Origin of the sequence: Tomitella gaofuii, assembly GCF_014126825.1 — a bacterium.
GTDB classification, from domain to species: domain Bacteria; phylum Actinomycetota; class Actinomycetes; order Mycobacteriales; family Mycobacteriaceae; genus Tomitella; species Tomitella gaofuii.
Window position 1 is genome coordinate 574120 of sequence record NZ_CP059900.1, and the last position, 14936, is coordinate 589055.

Sequence of the window (14936 nt, forward strand, 5' to 3'; positions counted from 1 at the left end):
TCGGTCGTGCATCCACGACCGACCCTATGGCTACCGATTCAGTATTTGGAACAGCTATCTCAAGATATGAGAAGTAAAGTCAGTCGACGTGAATCGTCCCGTGGCACGTGATCGACGGGAAACCCCACAGCTCGTGATGGTTGTAGGAGTTGAACGTCAGCGCCACGTCACCCGGCCCGCTGTCGATCACGTAGCCCGGCGTCATGTGGGAGCCCGGATTGGCCACCCGCATGGAATCGTGGATCGTCCCGGACGCCCCCGTCTGCAGGTTGGTCCAGTCGAGGGTGAAGTCCGACGTGTAGCCGCCCGCGAAGAACCAGAAGCTGCTGGGGTTGAAGTCCACCTTCGCCTGCCCCGGCGCCTCGGTGTCCTGCAGGACGTAGACCTGGCTGAACGCATACGGTTGGTCGACGATGTACGGGCTGAGTCCGATGCAGGGCTGGTCCATCGGCACCACATCCGAATGCAGCTCCGCGCCGGCGACGCCCGCGCCGCCCACTGTCAACGCGGCCGCGCAGCCGCCCGCCGCAAGGCCCGCACCGATCTTCCTGACGCGTCCCATCATCGCCGCTCCTCCCTCAGTGGTAGCCCGTAAGTCTAAGCCGGTTGGCTCGCTTCTGGAAGAGGAGCGGCGCAACATGGAACGCCGGCCGCTCACTTGACGCCGGCCTCGCCGGTCACGCCGTGCGGAACACCTGCACCACCGACGGCCGGGGCGCCGCGACCTGGCCGGGCTTCGGCGCGCCCGTGACGTAGTCGGGGAACAGCGAGTGCGGCTGGGCGAAAGACCCGTCCTCGCCCGGGTGCTGCACGGCTACGAACACGTTGCCCTCCTCCTCATGGATGAGCGGGCCGCAGGTCTCGGCCTCGCGGGGGACGGCGAGGAACTGCTCGACCCGCCCGCGGCGGTCCCCGTCGAGCGTCACGCGGAACAGCCCGTCGTTGTAGCCGATGGTGCCCGGCGCGCCGTCGGTGGAGATCCACAGGTTGCCCGAGCGGTCGAACGCCAGGTTGTCCGGGCACGAGATCGCCGAGACCTTGTCCGCCGGATAGCCGCTGAAATAGGTTGCCTCGTTCGTCGCCGGATCACCGCACACCAGCAGCAGGTTCCATCCGAACTTCTCCGCCGTGGCGTCGCCGCCCGCCTCCTCGATCTCCACGACGTGCCCGTCGCGGTTCTCGTGCCGCGGGTTGGCCTCGTCGGCGCCGGCCCTGCCGTCCGTGCCGCGCTGGGTGTTGTTGGTGCAGGCCACGTAGACGCGTCCCGTCTTGGGGTTGGGCTCGACGTCCTCGCAGCGATCCATCTTGGTGGCGCCCACCTTGTCCGCGGCCATCCGCGTGAACACGAGCACCTGCTCGACGGACATCCCGGGCACCGCGGATCTGCCGTTCTTGACCAGCGGCAGCCACGTGCCGGAGCCGTCGAACCGGCCGTCGGACGGGAGCGCCCCGCTGCCGTCGATCTGCGCCGGATCCGAATCGCCCTGGAACCGCGCCACATACAGATCCCCTTCGGTGAGGAGCTTCTTATTGTGGGCGCGATCGCCCTCCCGGTACTTGCGTCGGGAGACGAACTTGTAGAGGTAGTCGAAACGCTCGTCGTCGCCCATGTAGGCCACCGCTTTGCCGTTACGCGCCAGCGCCACCGTCGCGCCCTCGTGCTTCATCCGGCCCAGCGCGGTGTGCTTCACCGGCGTCGACGACGGATCGTTCGGGTCGATCTCGACGATGTAGCCGAACCTGTTGGGCTCGTTGCGGAACCCGTCCTGCCGGGCGTCGAATCGGCGGTCGGTCTTCTCCCACCCGTTCGACGTCTCCTCGGGGTTGAGACCGTACCGCTTCTCCTCGGCGCTGGCGCCCTGGGCGCGGAAGTACCCGTCGAAGTTCTCCTCGCCGGACAGGATCGTGCCCCACGGGGTGGTGCCGCCGGCGCAGTTGCCGATCATCCCACGCACCCGCCGCCCGGACGGATCGTCGGCCGTCATCATCATCTCCGAACCCGCTGCGGGGCCGGTCAGCTCGAACTCCGTGTCCGCCGTGATCCGCCGGTTCAGTCGCCCGCCGCGCACGTACGTCCACGGTTCGCGCGCCGACGCGCGCTCGAGCTCCACCACGGAACCGCCGTGTGCCGCCTTCGCGATGCCGTGCCGCTCGGCCTCCGCCGGACCACCGGTCTCCGGGAACATCAGGTCCGGGTTGACGTATTCGTGGTTGCAGTACAGCAACGCCTTGCGCCCGTCCTTGGTGCGTAGGATCTCCAAGTAGTCGTTGTTATAGCCGAACTGGCGCGCCTGGGCCTTCGCGGACTGCGCATGCAGGTTGAACTCCGGTGCATCGCTGAACAACGGGTCGCCCCAGCGCAGGATCGGCCGCCAGTCGTATCCGCCCGGGACGGTGACGGCGTCGACGGACTTGTCCACCGGTGCGATGGGGGCGAACGCCAACGGGCCGCCCGTCGCGCCCGCCCCGCCGCCGGAACCCGCGGCACTGCCGAGCGACCCCGTCGTGGCCGCCCCGCTGGAACCGCACGCGGCGAGCGTCACCGCCATCGCACCCACGGCGCCCGCCCCCAGCAGCCGGCGCCGCGAGAACCCGGCCGAGACGATGTCACGGAAGTACTCGTTGGGCGAGTCGTTGCACACCGGCCGGGTGCAGGCATTCGCGCACTTGTACTGGCAGGTCACCGGGCTGCGCTTGCCGCGCGCCAGCCCTGCCATCGGCAACGATCGCCGGTTCCGCTCCACCATCTGTCGGCTCCCTCTCCACGTGTCGGTGAGGCAACCGTCCCGCGTCCGGGTTTCTCATCGTGATGGTGCGCGTGAACGACGGGTGAAGATCTGCCGTCGGATTATCAGGCCCAGCCGAGCTGGTGCAGCTGCTCGTCGTCGATGCCGAAGTGGTGCGCGAACTCGTGGATCACCGTCACCCGCACCTCGTGCACCAGCTCGTCCTCGTCGTCGCACATCGCCATCAGCGGCGCGCGGTAGATGAAGATGGCGTCCGGCAGCGAACCCGCGTACCAACTGTCACGCTCGGTGAGCGCCACGCCCTCGTACAAGCCCAGGATGTCCGGCTCGTCGGGGTTGCGGTCCTCCACCAGCACGACGACGTTGTCCACTGCCGCGATCAGCTTCTCCGGCAGGGTGTCCAGCGCGTCCGAGACCAGCTCCTCGAAACGTTCCTCGCTCACAGTGATCGGCACGGCGCGCCCTACTCTCCGGCCGACGGCAGCGGAGGGGCCACCGCGCGGCCCGGCGGGGGGAGCGGCTTCGGCTCGGGCACCTTGCCGTCGATCATCAACTCGCCTGTGGCCGAACCCGTGAGCACCGCGTACGCACCCTCCGACGCGCCGGACCCGACGGTGCAGTCCACCTTGCGGCTGCCGGCCAGCCAACTGGGCAGCGACTGCGTGCTCCAGTAGACGGTGAGCGTGGTGTTGTGCAGGGCGTCCTCACCGCCCACGTAGTCCTCGCTGATCTTGCGGCAGGTTTCCCCCAGGAACTCGTCCTGCTTGTCCAGCGGGGGCCAGTCGCCCGGGAACTGCGCGGCCAGGTCCACCTGCCCGGTCACCTCCACGGAATGTTCGGAGGCGCAGTCCACCGGATCCGTCGGCAGCCCGTTCTCGATGCCCAGGCACGTGCCGGGCGGATGCACGCGCGACTGGTCCTGGCCGGCCACGGTGCCCGTGATGGGCTGGAACGAGGCGCCGTCCACCCCCGTCTCCTGCAGCCCGCACAGCACGGTGCGCTCGCCCTGTGCCCAGCCCTTGCCGCCCGGGTGGATCAGGCCCACGGTGAACCGGCCCGACGGGTCCAGCCGCCCGTCCAGGTAGCGGACCACGGCGGGTGCGCACACCGAATCGCGCAGCGTGGCGTACCGCTGGGCGTCGGTGACCTGGGCGTGCGGCCCGAACTCGCTGCTGGGGAAGTCGCTCAGATCCACGCGCTGCGCCACCTCGAACAGGTGCGGCTGGGCGCAGTCCACCTCGGTGATCTCCGGGTTCTCCTGGTCCTGCCAGGTCAAACAGGTACCGGGCCTGGCGCCGCCGAACGCGGGCCCCTCCGCCGAGCCGGTCTTGACGGGCGCGTCCCCCGCGTTCGCCGCCACCGAGGGCTCCGACGAGCCGAAGACGCTGTCGAGGTTGCCGGTGGACACCAGCGTGATCACCGCGGCCGCCAGCGACCCGAGCGCCACCAGGATCAGCGAGCGCCGCATGTTCTGCGCGGTCAGGTGCGGATGGTGCTGCGGCGCGGGCTCGGCCGGTGCGTCCAGCTCTGCGTCCTCGTCGAAGTGCGGGCGGCCGCCGGGCCACGCGTAAGCGGCGCCGGCATCGGCATCGCGTGCGGCGGCGTCGCCGGAAACGGCGTCGTGTGCAGCGTCATCGTGTGCAGCGTCATCGTGTGCTGCGTCATCGTGTGCAGCGGTATCCGGGTGGCTGCGACGGCGGCGGAAGAGGGACATCGCCCACAATGATGCCTGGTGCACGCCGAGAATGCGCACAGGAGCCGCCGATCCGTCGGGCCGCCCGGGCCGCCGCGCGGTATCGCCGCCGGTCGGCGGGGCGGCGGGCGGGACCGGCAAGTAAGGTCATGCGGTGTGATTGACCTGAAGTTCCTTCGCGAGAACCCCGACGCCGTGCGAGAGTCGCAGCGCACCCGCGGCGAGGACCCGGCGCTGGTGGACACGCTGCTGGAGGCGGACGCCGCACGCCGGTCCGCCATCGCCGCGGCCGACGAGCTGCGCGCGGAGCAGAAGGCGCACGGGCGCACGGTCGGCAAGGCCACGCCGGAGGAGCGTCCCGCGCTGCTGGAACGCGCCAAGGAGCTGTCCGACGCGGTCAAGAAGGCCGGCGCCGACGAGTCCGCCGCCAAGGCCGCGCTGGACGAGGCCCACCGCGCCATCTCCAACGTGGTGCAGGACGGCGCCCCGGCCGGCGGCGAGCAGGACTTCGTCGTCCTCGAGCACATCGGCGAGCCGCCCGCCCTCGACGAGCCGAAGGACCACCTGGACCTGGGCGAGGCGCTGGGCCTGATCGACATGAAGCGCGGCTCCAAGGTGTCCGGCTCGCGCTTCTACTTCCTCACCGGCGCGGGCGCGCTGCTGCAGCTGGGGCTCCTGCAGCTCGCCGCGCAGAAGGCCGTGGCGAACGGCTTCACCATGATGATCCCGCCGGTGCTGGTGCGCCCGGAGATCATGGCGGGCACCGGGTTCCTGGGCGCCCACTCGGACGAGATCTACCACCTCGACGAGGACGACCTCTACCTGGTCGGCACCTCGGAGGTCCCGCTGGCCGGCTACCACTCGGACGAGATCCTGGACCTGTCCGCCGGGCCACAGCGGTACGCAGGCTGGTCGTCGTGCTTCCGCCGCGAGGCCGGCAGCTACGGCAAGGACACCCGCGGCATCATCCGCGTCCACCAGTTCGACAAGGTGGAGATGTTCAGCTACTGCCGCCCCGAGGACGCCGACGCCGAGCACCAGCGCCTGCTGGGGTGGGAGAAGGAGATGCTCGCCGCCGTCGAGGTGCCCTACCGGGTGATCGACGTGGCGGGCGGCGACCTGGGCAGTTCCGCGGCCCGCAAGTTCGACTGCGAGGCGTGGGTCCCCAGCCAGGGCGCCTACCGCGAGCTCACCTCCACCTCCAACTGCACCACCTTCCAGGCGCGCCGCCTGAGCGTGCGGTACCGGGGCGAGGACGGCAAGCCGCAGATCGCCGCCACCCTCAACGGCACGCTGGCCACCACGCGGTGGATCGTCGCGATCCTCGAGAACCACCAGCAGCCCGACGGCACCGTGCGCGTGCCCGCCGCGCTCCAGCCGTTCGTCGGCACCGACGTGCTGCGCCCTGCGGGGGCCTGACCTGCGTCCGGCCGCACGCGCCGGCGCCGCCGTGGGCGCGCTCACCGTACTGCTGACGGCGGGCTGCGGCGGCGGACAGGCACCGGAGCCGGCCCCCGCCGCCGATGCCCCCGCTCGCGGTTCTGCGGAGGCCGCCGCCCGCGACGACGGCATGCGCCTGCTCGGCTCGGTGACGGTGCCCGAAGGGACGCGGTTCCAGGGCACGACCGTCGGCGGGCTGTCCGGCATCGACTACGACCCGGCCACCGGGCGGTACGTGGTGATCAGCGACGACCGGGGCGCGCACGGGCCCACCCGCGCCTACACCCTGGACCTGCCGCTGGGCCCCGAGGGCCGGCCCGGACAGCCGCAATTCCTGTCGATGATCCCGCTCGCCGGTCCGGACGGCCCCTACGCCCCGGGCACCAGCGACACCGAATCGGTCCGTTGGACCCCCGACGGGGGAGTCGTCTACGGCAGCGAGGGCGACGCCGCCGGCAGTCTCATGCCGTTCCTCCGCGCGGCGGGCCCCGACGGATCCTTCGAGCGTGACTACCCGCTGCCCCCGTACTACCTCCCGGAGGCGGGGCCCGGCGGAGACCAGGTGCGCGGCATGCGGGAGAACCTGGGGTTCGAGGGGCTGGCGCTCTCCCCGGACGGCCGCACCCTCTCCGCGATCACCGAGAACGCGCTGGTGCAGGACGGGCCGGCCGCGGCCGCGGACACCCCGAGCCCCTCGCGGCTGCTGCAGCTCGACCGCGCCACCGGCGAAGTGGTCGGTGAGTACGTCTACCAGGCGGACCCGCTGCGGACCGCGGGCACGGCGATCGGCCCCACCGTCGCCGGCGTGTCCGCGATGACGCAGGTGGGGCCCGGCGCGTTCCTCACCGTGGAACGGAGCCTGGCGCTGCCCCGCGGGTTCGTCACCAGCATCTACCTGGCCACCACCGACGGCGCCACGGACGTCGCGGGCGCGAGCGCGCTCACCGGCGACGAGACGCCCATGAGCAAGACGAAGCTGTTCGAAACCGAGGGCATGATGGGCAACGTGGAGGGCATCACCCAGGGCCCGGACCTGCCCGACGGTGCCCGCACGCTGGTCCTCGTCGAGGACGACAACTTCGGGCGCGTCGGGTCCACCACGTTCCATGTCGTGCGCGTGGGGGCCTCGCCGGGCTTCTGAGCGCGTACCGCTGCGCGCGGGCCGCACACCCGGGAAGATGGGCGCATGGGCAACGAGAGTGCAGTGGTCGTAGGGGTCGACGGATCCGACAACGCGCGGGTGGCCTTGGACGCGGCGATCACGGAGGCGACAACCAGGAAGACCACGCTGCACCTGGTGGCGGCCTACCACGCGCCGGCCGTGCGGCGGCACAGCGTCGCCGTCGAATACGAAAAGGTGGTGCGCGAGGAGGCCGCCGCGATTCTCGCCGAGGCGGCGGAGCGGGCCCGCGACGCGGGCGCGGACGTGACCACCTCGATGCACTCGGGCGACGCCTCCGGGGTGCTGCTCGAGCAGTCGCGGACGGCCGCGCTGGTGTGGTGGGTGCACGCGGGCGCGGCGGGTTCATGGGCCGGCTGCTGGGGTCGGTGGCCGCGGCGCTGCCCGCGCACGCCGCCTGCCCGGTCCTGGTGGTGCGGCGGCGCGCGGACGGCACTGCCCGGGCGGAACGGGATTACAGTGGCCGGATCGTGGTGGGCGTCGACGCCTCGGGTGCGGCCAACCCGGCCTTGGCTTCCGCCGCGGACACCGCACAGCGGCGGAAGCTGCCCCTGGTGGTCGTGGCGGTGGCGGGCCCCGACTTCGACGCGGATTCCCGGGCGGGCGACGACCCGGACGCCGTGCGCTCGGTCCTGGCGCAGTGCCGGGACTCGGTGGCCGCATCGCACCCCGACGTGCAGGCGACGACCGTGCTCGAGGAGGGGGCGCCCGCCGAGGTGCTCGCCGGCATCTCCGCGACGGCCGAGACCGTGGTGGTGGGCGCGCGGGGCAGCGGCGGGTTCACCGCGATGCGGCTCGGCTCCACGGCGCATGCGCTGCTGGGGCACGCGCAGGGGCCGGTGCTCGTGGTCCGGTGACGCGCCGACCTCTCAGCGCAGGATCATCCCGGTGGTGGTGCCCGAGGCCAGCAGGGCGCCGTCGCTGTCCCGCAACTCGCCTCGCGCAGTGGCGGTGCGCCCGCCCCGGTGCTCCACTTTGCCCACGGCCCGCACCGGGCCCGTCTCCGTGGTGACCCCGCGGATGAACCGGACCGTGAGATCCAGCGTGGTGAACCCCTCGCCGACCTCCAGGGTGGACTGGATCGAGTAGCCCATCGCCGAGTCCAGCCACGCGCTGAGCACGCCCCCGTGCACCGTGCCCACCGCGTTGTACTGGTACTCGCCGGGCACCGCCTCGAGGGTCACGGACCCGCGGGCCAGCGCGGCGATCCGGAAGTCCAGCGCGCCCCCCGACGGCGGGTACGGGATCGCCCCGGAGTGCAGGCGCTCCATGAACTCCAGCCCGGTCAGCCCCTTGCGGGCCTCGGCGATGTCGGCGGGATCGGCCCACGTATGCGTGCGCGAGTGCTCAGCGGTCACCAGGTCTCCTCTGTGCGGGGGCGGATCTTCCCGAAGCGTCTCCCGTACCGTACGACGAATCGCAGCCGAGAGTTGTCCACAGGGCCGCAGGCGCGCGCCGGCCGGTTCGGGCACGCTGGCCGCATGGGGGAGAACGGGGAGGACGGGCGCGCCCGCGGCGCGACCTGGATCAAAACGATGGCGCAGCTCACCGAACACGAATCGCGCAGCACCGTCGCTCGCAGATGCCGCAGCGGCCGCTACGTGCAGGTGCTGCGCGGGGTGTATGCCGACGCCGAGCCGCGCGGGATCGACCGCTGCCGGGCGGTGAGCCTGTGGCGCGCGGACGCCACGTTCAGCCACACCACGGCGGCCTGGCTATGGGGACTGATCGACGAACCGGAGCTGGTGCACGTGACGGTGCCGCCGAGCACCCAACTACGCGGCCCCGGATGGCTCGCGGTCACCAGGAGGGAACTGCCCGGCCCGGGATCGTGGGCGTTCGACCTGCCGGTGGTGGGCATCGCCCGCGCGATCGTCGAGTCGGTGCCATTGGTGGACGCGCAGACCGCCGAGCGCATCGTGGACGAGTACGCACGCAGCGACGAGTGGTATGAGGAGCTGCTCGAATGCTGCCGGCGCGATTCCGGTTGCCGGGGGGTGTCGCTCGCGCGGCGAGTCGTCGAGCGGGCGGCGCGGCGCACCGCATCGGAGGCCGAGCGGGTGGTGGCGCGTGCACTGGGACGGGCCGGATACAACCTCGAGGTGAACAAGGCGATCGGCAGATTCTGGTGCGACCTGGTCGATGAGTGGTCCGGGGTCGTCGTGGAGATCGACGGGCGTGGCCCGCACAGCGAGCGCAGCGTGTTCCGGAATGACCGCCGGCGGCAGAATCGGCTGGTCCTGGACGGTTGGCTCGTGCTCCGCTATGCCGCGGACGACGTTTTCGACGATCTCGATGAGGTCGTGCGCGAGATCATACGGACTGTCGCAACACGGCGGCGAAGCCGGCGCAGGACCGGAGCGCGCTGATCGAACGCGGACGGCCGGTGCGAGGCGGGCGGGCTTGGCACCTGATTCACATTCTGTGGGGGTCGGATGGTGGATCACCACCATCCGACCCCCACAGAATGTGAATCGCGTGTCACGGGGCGCGAGCGTTGTTCAGTCTGCGGCGTTCTCGGCCGAATCCTCCGCGCCCTGCCCGCCCTCGAGCGGCGCGCACCGCAGTTCGTGCCCGCGGGAGGTCTTGCACCGCCCGGTCTCCAGGTCCCACTGCCACCCGTGCATGTTGCAGGTGAGCGTGGTGCCCTCGATGACGCCGAACTTGGACAGGTCGGCCTTCAAGTGCGGGCACCGGCGCTGCATCTGCCAATCGCCGAGCTCGATGGTGTCGGAATCGTCCTTGCCCTCGGCGAACCAGCCGTCCGCGTAAGCGATGCGCTCGTCGGTGAGGCACTTGAAGAACGTGTACAGGTACTCGTTGTATCCGCCGATGCGCCAGGTGCGGAACCGGATGGACAGGAAGATCGAGTTGACCCAGTCGGGCTCGTCGTCGCGCAGCACGGTCCGCACCAGCGAGCGGTCCATGGTGAACCCGTAGCGGAAGCGGCGCTCCACCTCCTTGCGCGGGCGCACGGTGCGCTCGGGGAAGTCGAGGACCACCGTCTCGACGATCTCGCCGTCCTCGGTCATCTGCAGCGCCACCGGGTAGCCGATGCCCTCGCTGATCTGGTCGGTCTGCTTCATGATGGGCTCGAACAGCGCGCGCAGCGGCTCGTAGAGCGACTCGCCCGCGGCGGGGGCCCAGGCGGCCTTCTCCGCCGCGATCACCGGGGCCATCCGGGTGGCCATGTCCTCGATGTAGGCGGCCTTGTCGGTGAAGATCTTCTGCACCTGCGAATCGGGGATCGGGTGGGTGACCGTCACCGAGTCGTGGTCGAACTCCGCGGTGGTGCCCGGGATCATGAGGATTCCGCCGTCGATGCCGTGCTTTTCGAGTTCGCCGAGGAACACCGTCTGGTCCGGGAAGATGTTGGCCGGGTCGCCGGCGTCGTCGTTGAGGAAGCGCAGGTCGTCATCGAGGAACACCGGCGGCCCGGCGGAGGGGATCACGTGCAGGGCGCCCACGGTCTCGACGTAGCTGCGGGCCCGGTCCATCTGCCGCTGGCGCTTCTGTTCGCCGTGGGCGCGTTGGGTGCGCTCGGACATCTCGTACACCCACGGGTACCAGATGGCGCCCGAGTACTGGAGCATGTGCACGTCGATGCGGCCGAAGTTCTCGCCCACCACGTCCAGGTCCACCGGGCGGGCGTCGTTCATGTTGAACGCGGTGGTGGTGCCGTCGGAGACGACCAGCGCCGAGTCGCCCAGCGGCCCGTCGGCGGGCGCGCGCAGGGCGATGATCATGATGTCCAGCACGCCCTTGGGGCCGGTGACCGTGTGCTTGACCGAGTCCTCGGTTTCGTAGAACTTGTGGAAGCCCAGCGCCTCGAGTTCGCGTTTGAGGTCCGGCACCGGGTAGGCCGGCAGCAGCACGGTGGCGTCCTTGTTGACGTGCTCGCGCAGCAGCTGCGGGTCGAAGTGGTCTTTGTGCAGGTGGGAGACGTAGAGGTAGTCGCAGTCGCCCAGTGCGGCCCAGTTGAGCCCGGTGTTGTCCGGGAACGGGAACCAGGATGCGAAGTATGCGGGATTCACCCACGGGTCGCACAGGATCGAGCCTGCCCCCGTCTGGATGTGAAAGCCGGCATGTCCGACGCTGGTGACCTGCACGGTGGAGTACCTCCGAGTTGGATGTTGTTCGGTCGCAAGGATACGGGCAGCGATGCGAAGTTACAGCGGCGGCGGCGGGCTGCGCGCAGGAAGGTGCGCGTGCGACGTGTGGGGAGCGTGCGCAGGGGCGGCGGGGCCGCGGCCGGGGCATGGTCCGGTGCGGGTGCGGCGGATAGGGTGGCCGGGTGGAACCTGTCTACGGCTCGGTCATCCGTCTCGCCAAGGGAGTCTTCGCCTTCGAGGGGCTCCGGTTCACCCGCACCGGGTCGCGGAACATCCCGGCGGACGGCGGCGCGGTGATCACGATCAACCACACCGGCTACATGGACTTCACCTACGCGGGTTACGCGGCCTTCGACGTGCACCGGTTCATCCGGTTCATGGCGAAGAAGGAGGTGTTCGACCACAAGGTGTCGGGTCCGTTGATGCGCGGCATGCGGCATATCCCGGTGGACCGGACCAGCGGGGGCGGCTCCTATGCCGAGGCGGTGGAGCGCCTGCGGGCCGGCGAGCTGGTGGGCGTGTTCCCGGAGGCGACGATCAGCCGCAGCTTCGAGCTCAAGGAGTTCAAGACGGGTGCGGCGCGCATGGCGCTCGAGGCCGGTGTGCCGATCGTGCCGGTGGTCATCTGGGGTTCGCAGCGCGTGTGGACCAAGGGGCACCCGAAGAACCTGGGCCGGACCAACCTGCCGATCCTCATCCGCACCGGGGCACAGATCGCCCCGGAGGGCACGCCGGAGGAGCTCACCGCCCGGGTGAAGGCGGCCATGGCGCGCATCCTCGACGAGCTGCGCGCCGAGTACGCCGCCGAGTTCGGGCCGTACCCGGCGGGCGCCTACTGGGTGCCGCGGTCCCTCGGCGGCGGCGCACCCACGCTGGAGGAGGCCACCGCGCTGGACGAGGCGGACACCGCGGCGCGCACGGCGCGCCGCGAGGCGGAGGCCCGGCGCGCCGCAGGGGACCCTCGGGCGGTCGCCGGACGGTCGGGGCGGGATGATGAGGCGGGTGTGCGGGGTCGGCTGCGCGCGGCGAAGGCGCGCCGCGCGGCCGCGCGCAGGAAGAGGAAGGGCCCGGAAGTCTGGTGAAACGCCCGCTGCTCATTGCGAGCGATGTCGATGGCACCTTGGTCGATGACGCGATGCGGGTGAGCGCGCGCAATCGCGCCGCCGTGGCGGGCGCGGTGGAGGACGGCGCGCACTTCGTGCTGTGCACAGGCCGCCCGCCGCGCTGGATCCGCCAGATCGCGGACCAGCTCGAGCATCCGCCCCTCGCGGTGTGCGCCAACGGCGCGATGGTGTTCGACAGCGCCACCGACCGTGTGCTGGCCGCGCACGTGCTCGAGCCCTCCACGCTGGAATGGGTGGCGGAGGCGGTGGCCGCCGCCATGCCGGGCGCGGCGCTGGCGGCCGAGCGGATCGAGCCGGGCGCGCATTCCGCGATGCACATGGAGTTCGTCACCACCCCCCGCTACGAGCACGCCTGGGAGCATCCGCGCGGCGTGGAGGTGTCCGACGCGGAGATCGCGACCGCGCCCGCGGTGAAGCTGCTGGTCCGTGCTCCGGGGACGCCCAGCGCGGCGATGCGCGACGCGCTGGCGCCGGTGCTGGGCCGGCGGGTGGACCTGACGTTCTCCACGGATGACGGGCTGATCGAGATCGCCGCGCCGGGGGTGACCAAGGCGAGGGGGCTGGCGGACATCACCGGCGGCATGGACGTGGCCGCGTCGGAGGTGATCGCGTTCGGCGACATGCCCAACGACGTGTCGATGCTCTCGTGGGCGCGGCACGGGGTGGCGATGGAGAACGCGCATCCGGAGTTGCTGGCGGTGGCCGACGAGGTCACCGGTTCCAATAACGACAGCGGTGTCGCATTGGTCCTCGAACGCTGGTGGGGCTGAGTACCCGCGCCTATTCATGCAGGTAGAACTACATTCATGTGATTCATGTGGCGCGTGATGTTCGTGTGACAACTGTGACTCGGGTGTGCTTTGCTCGGTGGTGCTGCACGCGGAATAGCCCCTTCGACGAGGAGTACGCCGATGCATCGATCACCGCTGAGGAACACCCTGCGCGCCGTCCGGCGGCCGCTGTCGACCGTCCGTGGCCCGGACGCGTCAGGCCGCCGGCGGAGATCGGCCGCCGCGAAGCTGTCCGCCGCGGCGTCGGCGCCGATGCTGGCAGTGGCCGCCGTCGCGGTGTCGGTGACGGCGGGCGGCGTCGGCGGGACGGGCAGTGCCGGTGGAGCGGTCGCGGACGGCGCCACCGCCGCGCACCTCGAGACGGTCCCGGTGGTCGACGCGCAGACGGTGTTCACCCTGCGCGGGCACGGCCACGGGCACGGCCGGGGCATGGGGCAGTGGGGCGCCTACGGCTACGCCAAGGACCACGGCTGGAGCGCCGAGCAGATCATCGACCACTACTACGGCGGCACCGAGCTGCAACGGATCGACACGGGCGGGATCTCGGTGCGGTTGATGGGGCTCGACGGCGAGGAGCCGTCCGTCACCTCGGACGGGCCGATGACCGTCGACGGCCACGAGGTGCCCGCGGGCGGCGCGGTGACACTGCGCCCCACCCCCGGCGGCGCGGACGTGACCGTCACGCAGGGGTGCGGCGGCGCGCCCACCGACACGTTCGCAGTGGGGAACCCGCGCGTCTCGCCGGTCGGCGGCGGGATGCTCACCGTGTGCGGCGGCAACACCTACCGCGGCGATGTGGGCGTCGCCCTCGACGGCGGCGCACCCCGCACGGTGAACTACGTGGGGATGGAGGACTACCTGCGCGGAGTGCTGCCCGAGGAGATCTCCGCGGGCTGGGCCGACGAGGGTGCCGGCGAGGCGCTCCGTGCGCAGGCGATCGCCGCACGCTCGTACGCGGCGGCCGAGGACCGCTACGGGTATGCGGAGACATGCGACACGCAGGCGTGCCAGGTCTACAGCGGCACCGCCGAGGAGGACCCGCGCACCGATGCGGCCGTGGCGGACACCGCGGGCATGGTGGTCACGCGCGGCGGACAACCGGTGGCCACCGAGTTCTCGGCGTCGACGGGCGGTTGGACCGCGGGCGGCGACTTCCCGGCCGTCGAGGACGCCGGGGACGCGGCATCGCCGGTGCACGATTGGACGCAGACCGTCACCGCGCAGCAGGTGTCGGACGCGTTCGGCGTCGGCCCGCTCAAAGAGATGACGGTGACCGCGCGCAACGGGCTCGGCGCTGACGGCGGACGCGTGGTGACGATGCGCGTGGTGGGCGAGGACAAGACGGTGGAGGTGTCCGGCCCGGAGGTCCGCACCGGGCTGGGCCTCAAATCGGACTGGTTCACGATCGACGGCCAGGACTCGGCGGCCTCGGTGATCCCGCCCGAGTCGTCGGGGCTCATCCCTGACTCGTCGGGCGTGCTGCCCCCGGCCGTCCCCGACTCCGCCGGGCGGGACCCCGAGAGCGGTGACTCCGGACCGTCCGACATCGTCGGCGGAGCGGGGCTGACGGCGGAGGACATCCGGCGCGCGGCGGAGGCGATCTCCGGGGCAGTGGGCGCCGACTCGACACTCGGCGGCGCGATCGACGTGCTCGGCGGCGTAGCGGCCGACGGCCTGCAGGCCTACACGGACGCCCGCGGCGAGGCCCCGCCGGACCGCCCCGAGCCCTGACGGCCGAGCCCGCCGCGCAGCATCCCGCGGCCCGCCGCGCAGCATCCCGCGGCCCGCCGCATGGTGGCATCCGTCACCGTGCGGCGGCGCGCGGTCGACTGCGGGCGTCCCGCCCGGG

At 71.4% G+C, this 14936-nt stretch carries 13 protein-coding genes and 1 pseudogene; 8 read left to right on the plus strand and 6 right to left on the minus strand.

What is annotated here, in order from left to right:
• Positions 1–79: 79 nt before the first annotated feature.
• The 4 genes from H4F70_RS02720 to H4F70_RS02735 form a co-directional block, all read right to left on the minus strand.
• Complete coding sequence (locus H4F70_RS02720; protein WP_182358952.1) at positions 80–565, minus strand: hypothetical protein; 486 nt, start codon at positions 563–565, stop codon at positions 80–82.
• 112 nt (positions 566–677) lie between these two features.
• Positions 678–2747, minus strand: a complete 2070-nt coding sequence (locus H4F70_RS02725; RefSeq protein WP_182358953.1) for a PhoX family protein — start codon at positions 2745–2747, stop codon at positions 678–680.
• A 104-nt stretch (positions 2748–2851) separates the two neighbouring features.
• Entirely contained in the window at positions 2852–3202 is a 351-nt protein-coding gene (locus tag H4F70_RS02730) for a metallopeptidase family protein (RefSeq protein WP_182358954.1), read from the minus strand.
• An 8-nt stretch (positions 3203–3210) separates the two neighbouring features.
• The gene (locus tag H4F70_RS02735; RefSeq protein WP_182358955.1) at positions 3211–4461 is read right to left on the minus strand and encodes a septum formation family protein; all 1251 of its coding nucleotides are present in this window, start codon (positions 4459–4461) and stop codon (positions 3211–3213) included.
• Between the two features lie 135 nt (positions 4462–4596).
• Between H4F70_RS02735 and serS the strand changes: the two genes are divergently transcribed.
• The 4 genes and pseudogenes from serS to H4F70_RS02755 all read left to right on the plus strand — a co-directional run bounded on the left by serS (position 4597) and on the right by H4F70_RS02755 (position 7917).
• Positions 4597–5859, plus strand: coding sequence for a serine--tRNA ligase (gene serS, locus H4F70_RS02740; protein ID WP_182358956.1), 1263 nt, complete (start codon positions 4597–4599; stop codon positions 5857–5859).
• A gap of 31 nt (positions 5860–5890) precedes the next feature.
• Positions 5891–7021, plus strand: a complete 1131-nt coding sequence (locus H4F70_RS02745) for an esterase-like activity of phytase family protein (RefSeq protein WP_182358957.1) — start codon at positions 5891–5893, stop codon at positions 7019–7021.
• Positions 7022–7066: 45 nt separating this feature from the next.
• A pseudogene (locus tag H4F70_RS21055) lies at positions 7067–7342 on the plus strand (universal stress protein); the annotation flags it as partial.
• Between the two features lie 38 nt (positions 7343–7380).
• The gene (locus tag H4F70_RS02755; RefSeq protein ID WP_182358958.1) at positions 7381–7917 is read left to right on the plus strand and encodes a universal stress protein; all 537 of its coding nucleotides are present in this window, start codon (positions 7381–7383) and stop codon (positions 7915–7917) included.
• A 12-nt stretch (positions 7918–7929) separates the two neighbouring features.
• Here H4F70_RS02755 and H4F70_RS02760 read toward each other — a convergent pair whose 3' ends face one another.
• Positions 7930–8418: a PaaI family thioesterase gene (locus H4F70_RS02760; RefSeq protein ID WP_182358959.1), complete on the minus strand. Its 489-nt coding sequence runs from the start codon at positions 8416–8418 to the stop codon at positions 7930–7932.
• Between the two features lie 123 nt (positions 8419–8541).
• Here H4F70_RS02760 and H4F70_RS02765 point away from each other — a divergent pair, with 123 nt between their 5' ends.
• Positions 8542–9429, plus strand: coding sequence for a DUF559 domain-containing protein (locus H4F70_RS02765; protein WP_182358960.1), 888 nt, complete (start codon positions 8542–8544; stop codon positions 9427–9429).
• Positions 9430–9561: 132 nt separating this feature from the next.
• On the opposite strand, the gene H4F70_RS02770 is transcribed toward H4F70_RS02765, so the two are convergent.
• Positions 9562–11169, minus strand: coding sequence for a Rieske 2Fe-2S domain-containing protein (locus H4F70_RS02770; RefSeq protein ID WP_182358961.1), 1608 nt, complete (start codon positions 11167–11169; stop codon positions 9562–9564).
• 185 nt (positions 11170–11354) lie between these two features.
• On the opposite strand from H4F70_RS02770, the gene H4F70_RS02775 reads away from it, so the two are divergent.
• The 3 genes from H4F70_RS02775 to H4F70_RS02785 all read left to right on the plus strand — a co-directional run bounded on the left by H4F70_RS02775 (position 11355) and on the right by H4F70_RS02785 (position 14818).
• Positions 11355–12254 (plus strand): lysophospholipid acyltransferase family protein, encoded by a 900-nt coding sequence (locus H4F70_RS02775; protein WP_182358962.1) that lies wholly within the window; start codon positions 11355–11357, stop codon positions 12252–12254.
• Between the two features lie 53 nt (positions 12255–12307).
• Complete coding sequence (locus H4F70_RS02780; protein WP_182360119.1) at positions 12308–13066, plus strand: HAD family hydrolase; 759 nt, start codon at positions 12308–12310, stop codon at positions 13064–13066.
• Positions 13067–13207: 141 nt separating this feature from the next.
• Complete coding sequence (locus H4F70_RS02785; RefSeq protein WP_235681302.1) at positions 13208–14818, plus strand: SpoIID/LytB domain-containing protein; 1611 nt, start codon at positions 13208–13210, stop codon at positions 14816–14818.
• Positions 14819–14936: the final 118 nt, after the last annotated feature.

Coding starts and splice junctions, on each gene's coding strand:
- H4F70_RS02720 (WP_182358952.1), bottom strand. CDS start 565: ATGATGGGACGCGTCAGGAAGATCGGTGCGGGCCTTGCGGCGGGCGGC.
- H4F70_RS02735 (WP_182358955.1), bottom strand. CDS start 4,461: ATGTCCCTCTTCCGCCGCCGTCGCAGCCACCCGGATACCGCTGCACAC.
- H4F70_RS02765 (WP_182358960.1), top strand. CDS start 8,542: ATGGGGGAGAACGGGGAGGACGGGCGCGCCCGCGGCGCGACCTGGATC.
- H4F70_RS02725 (WP_182358953.1), bottom strand. CDS start 2,747: ATGGTGGAGCGGAACCGGCGATCGTTGCCGATGGCAGGGCTGGCGCGC.
- H4F70_RS02785 (WP_235681302.1), top strand. CDS start 13,208: ATGCATCGATCACCGCTGAGGAACACCCTGCGCGCCGTCCGGCGGCCG.
- H4F70_RS02780 (WP_182360119.1), top strand. CDS start 12,308: ATGCGGGTGAGCGCGCGCAATCGCGCCGCCGTGGCGGGCGCGGTGGAG.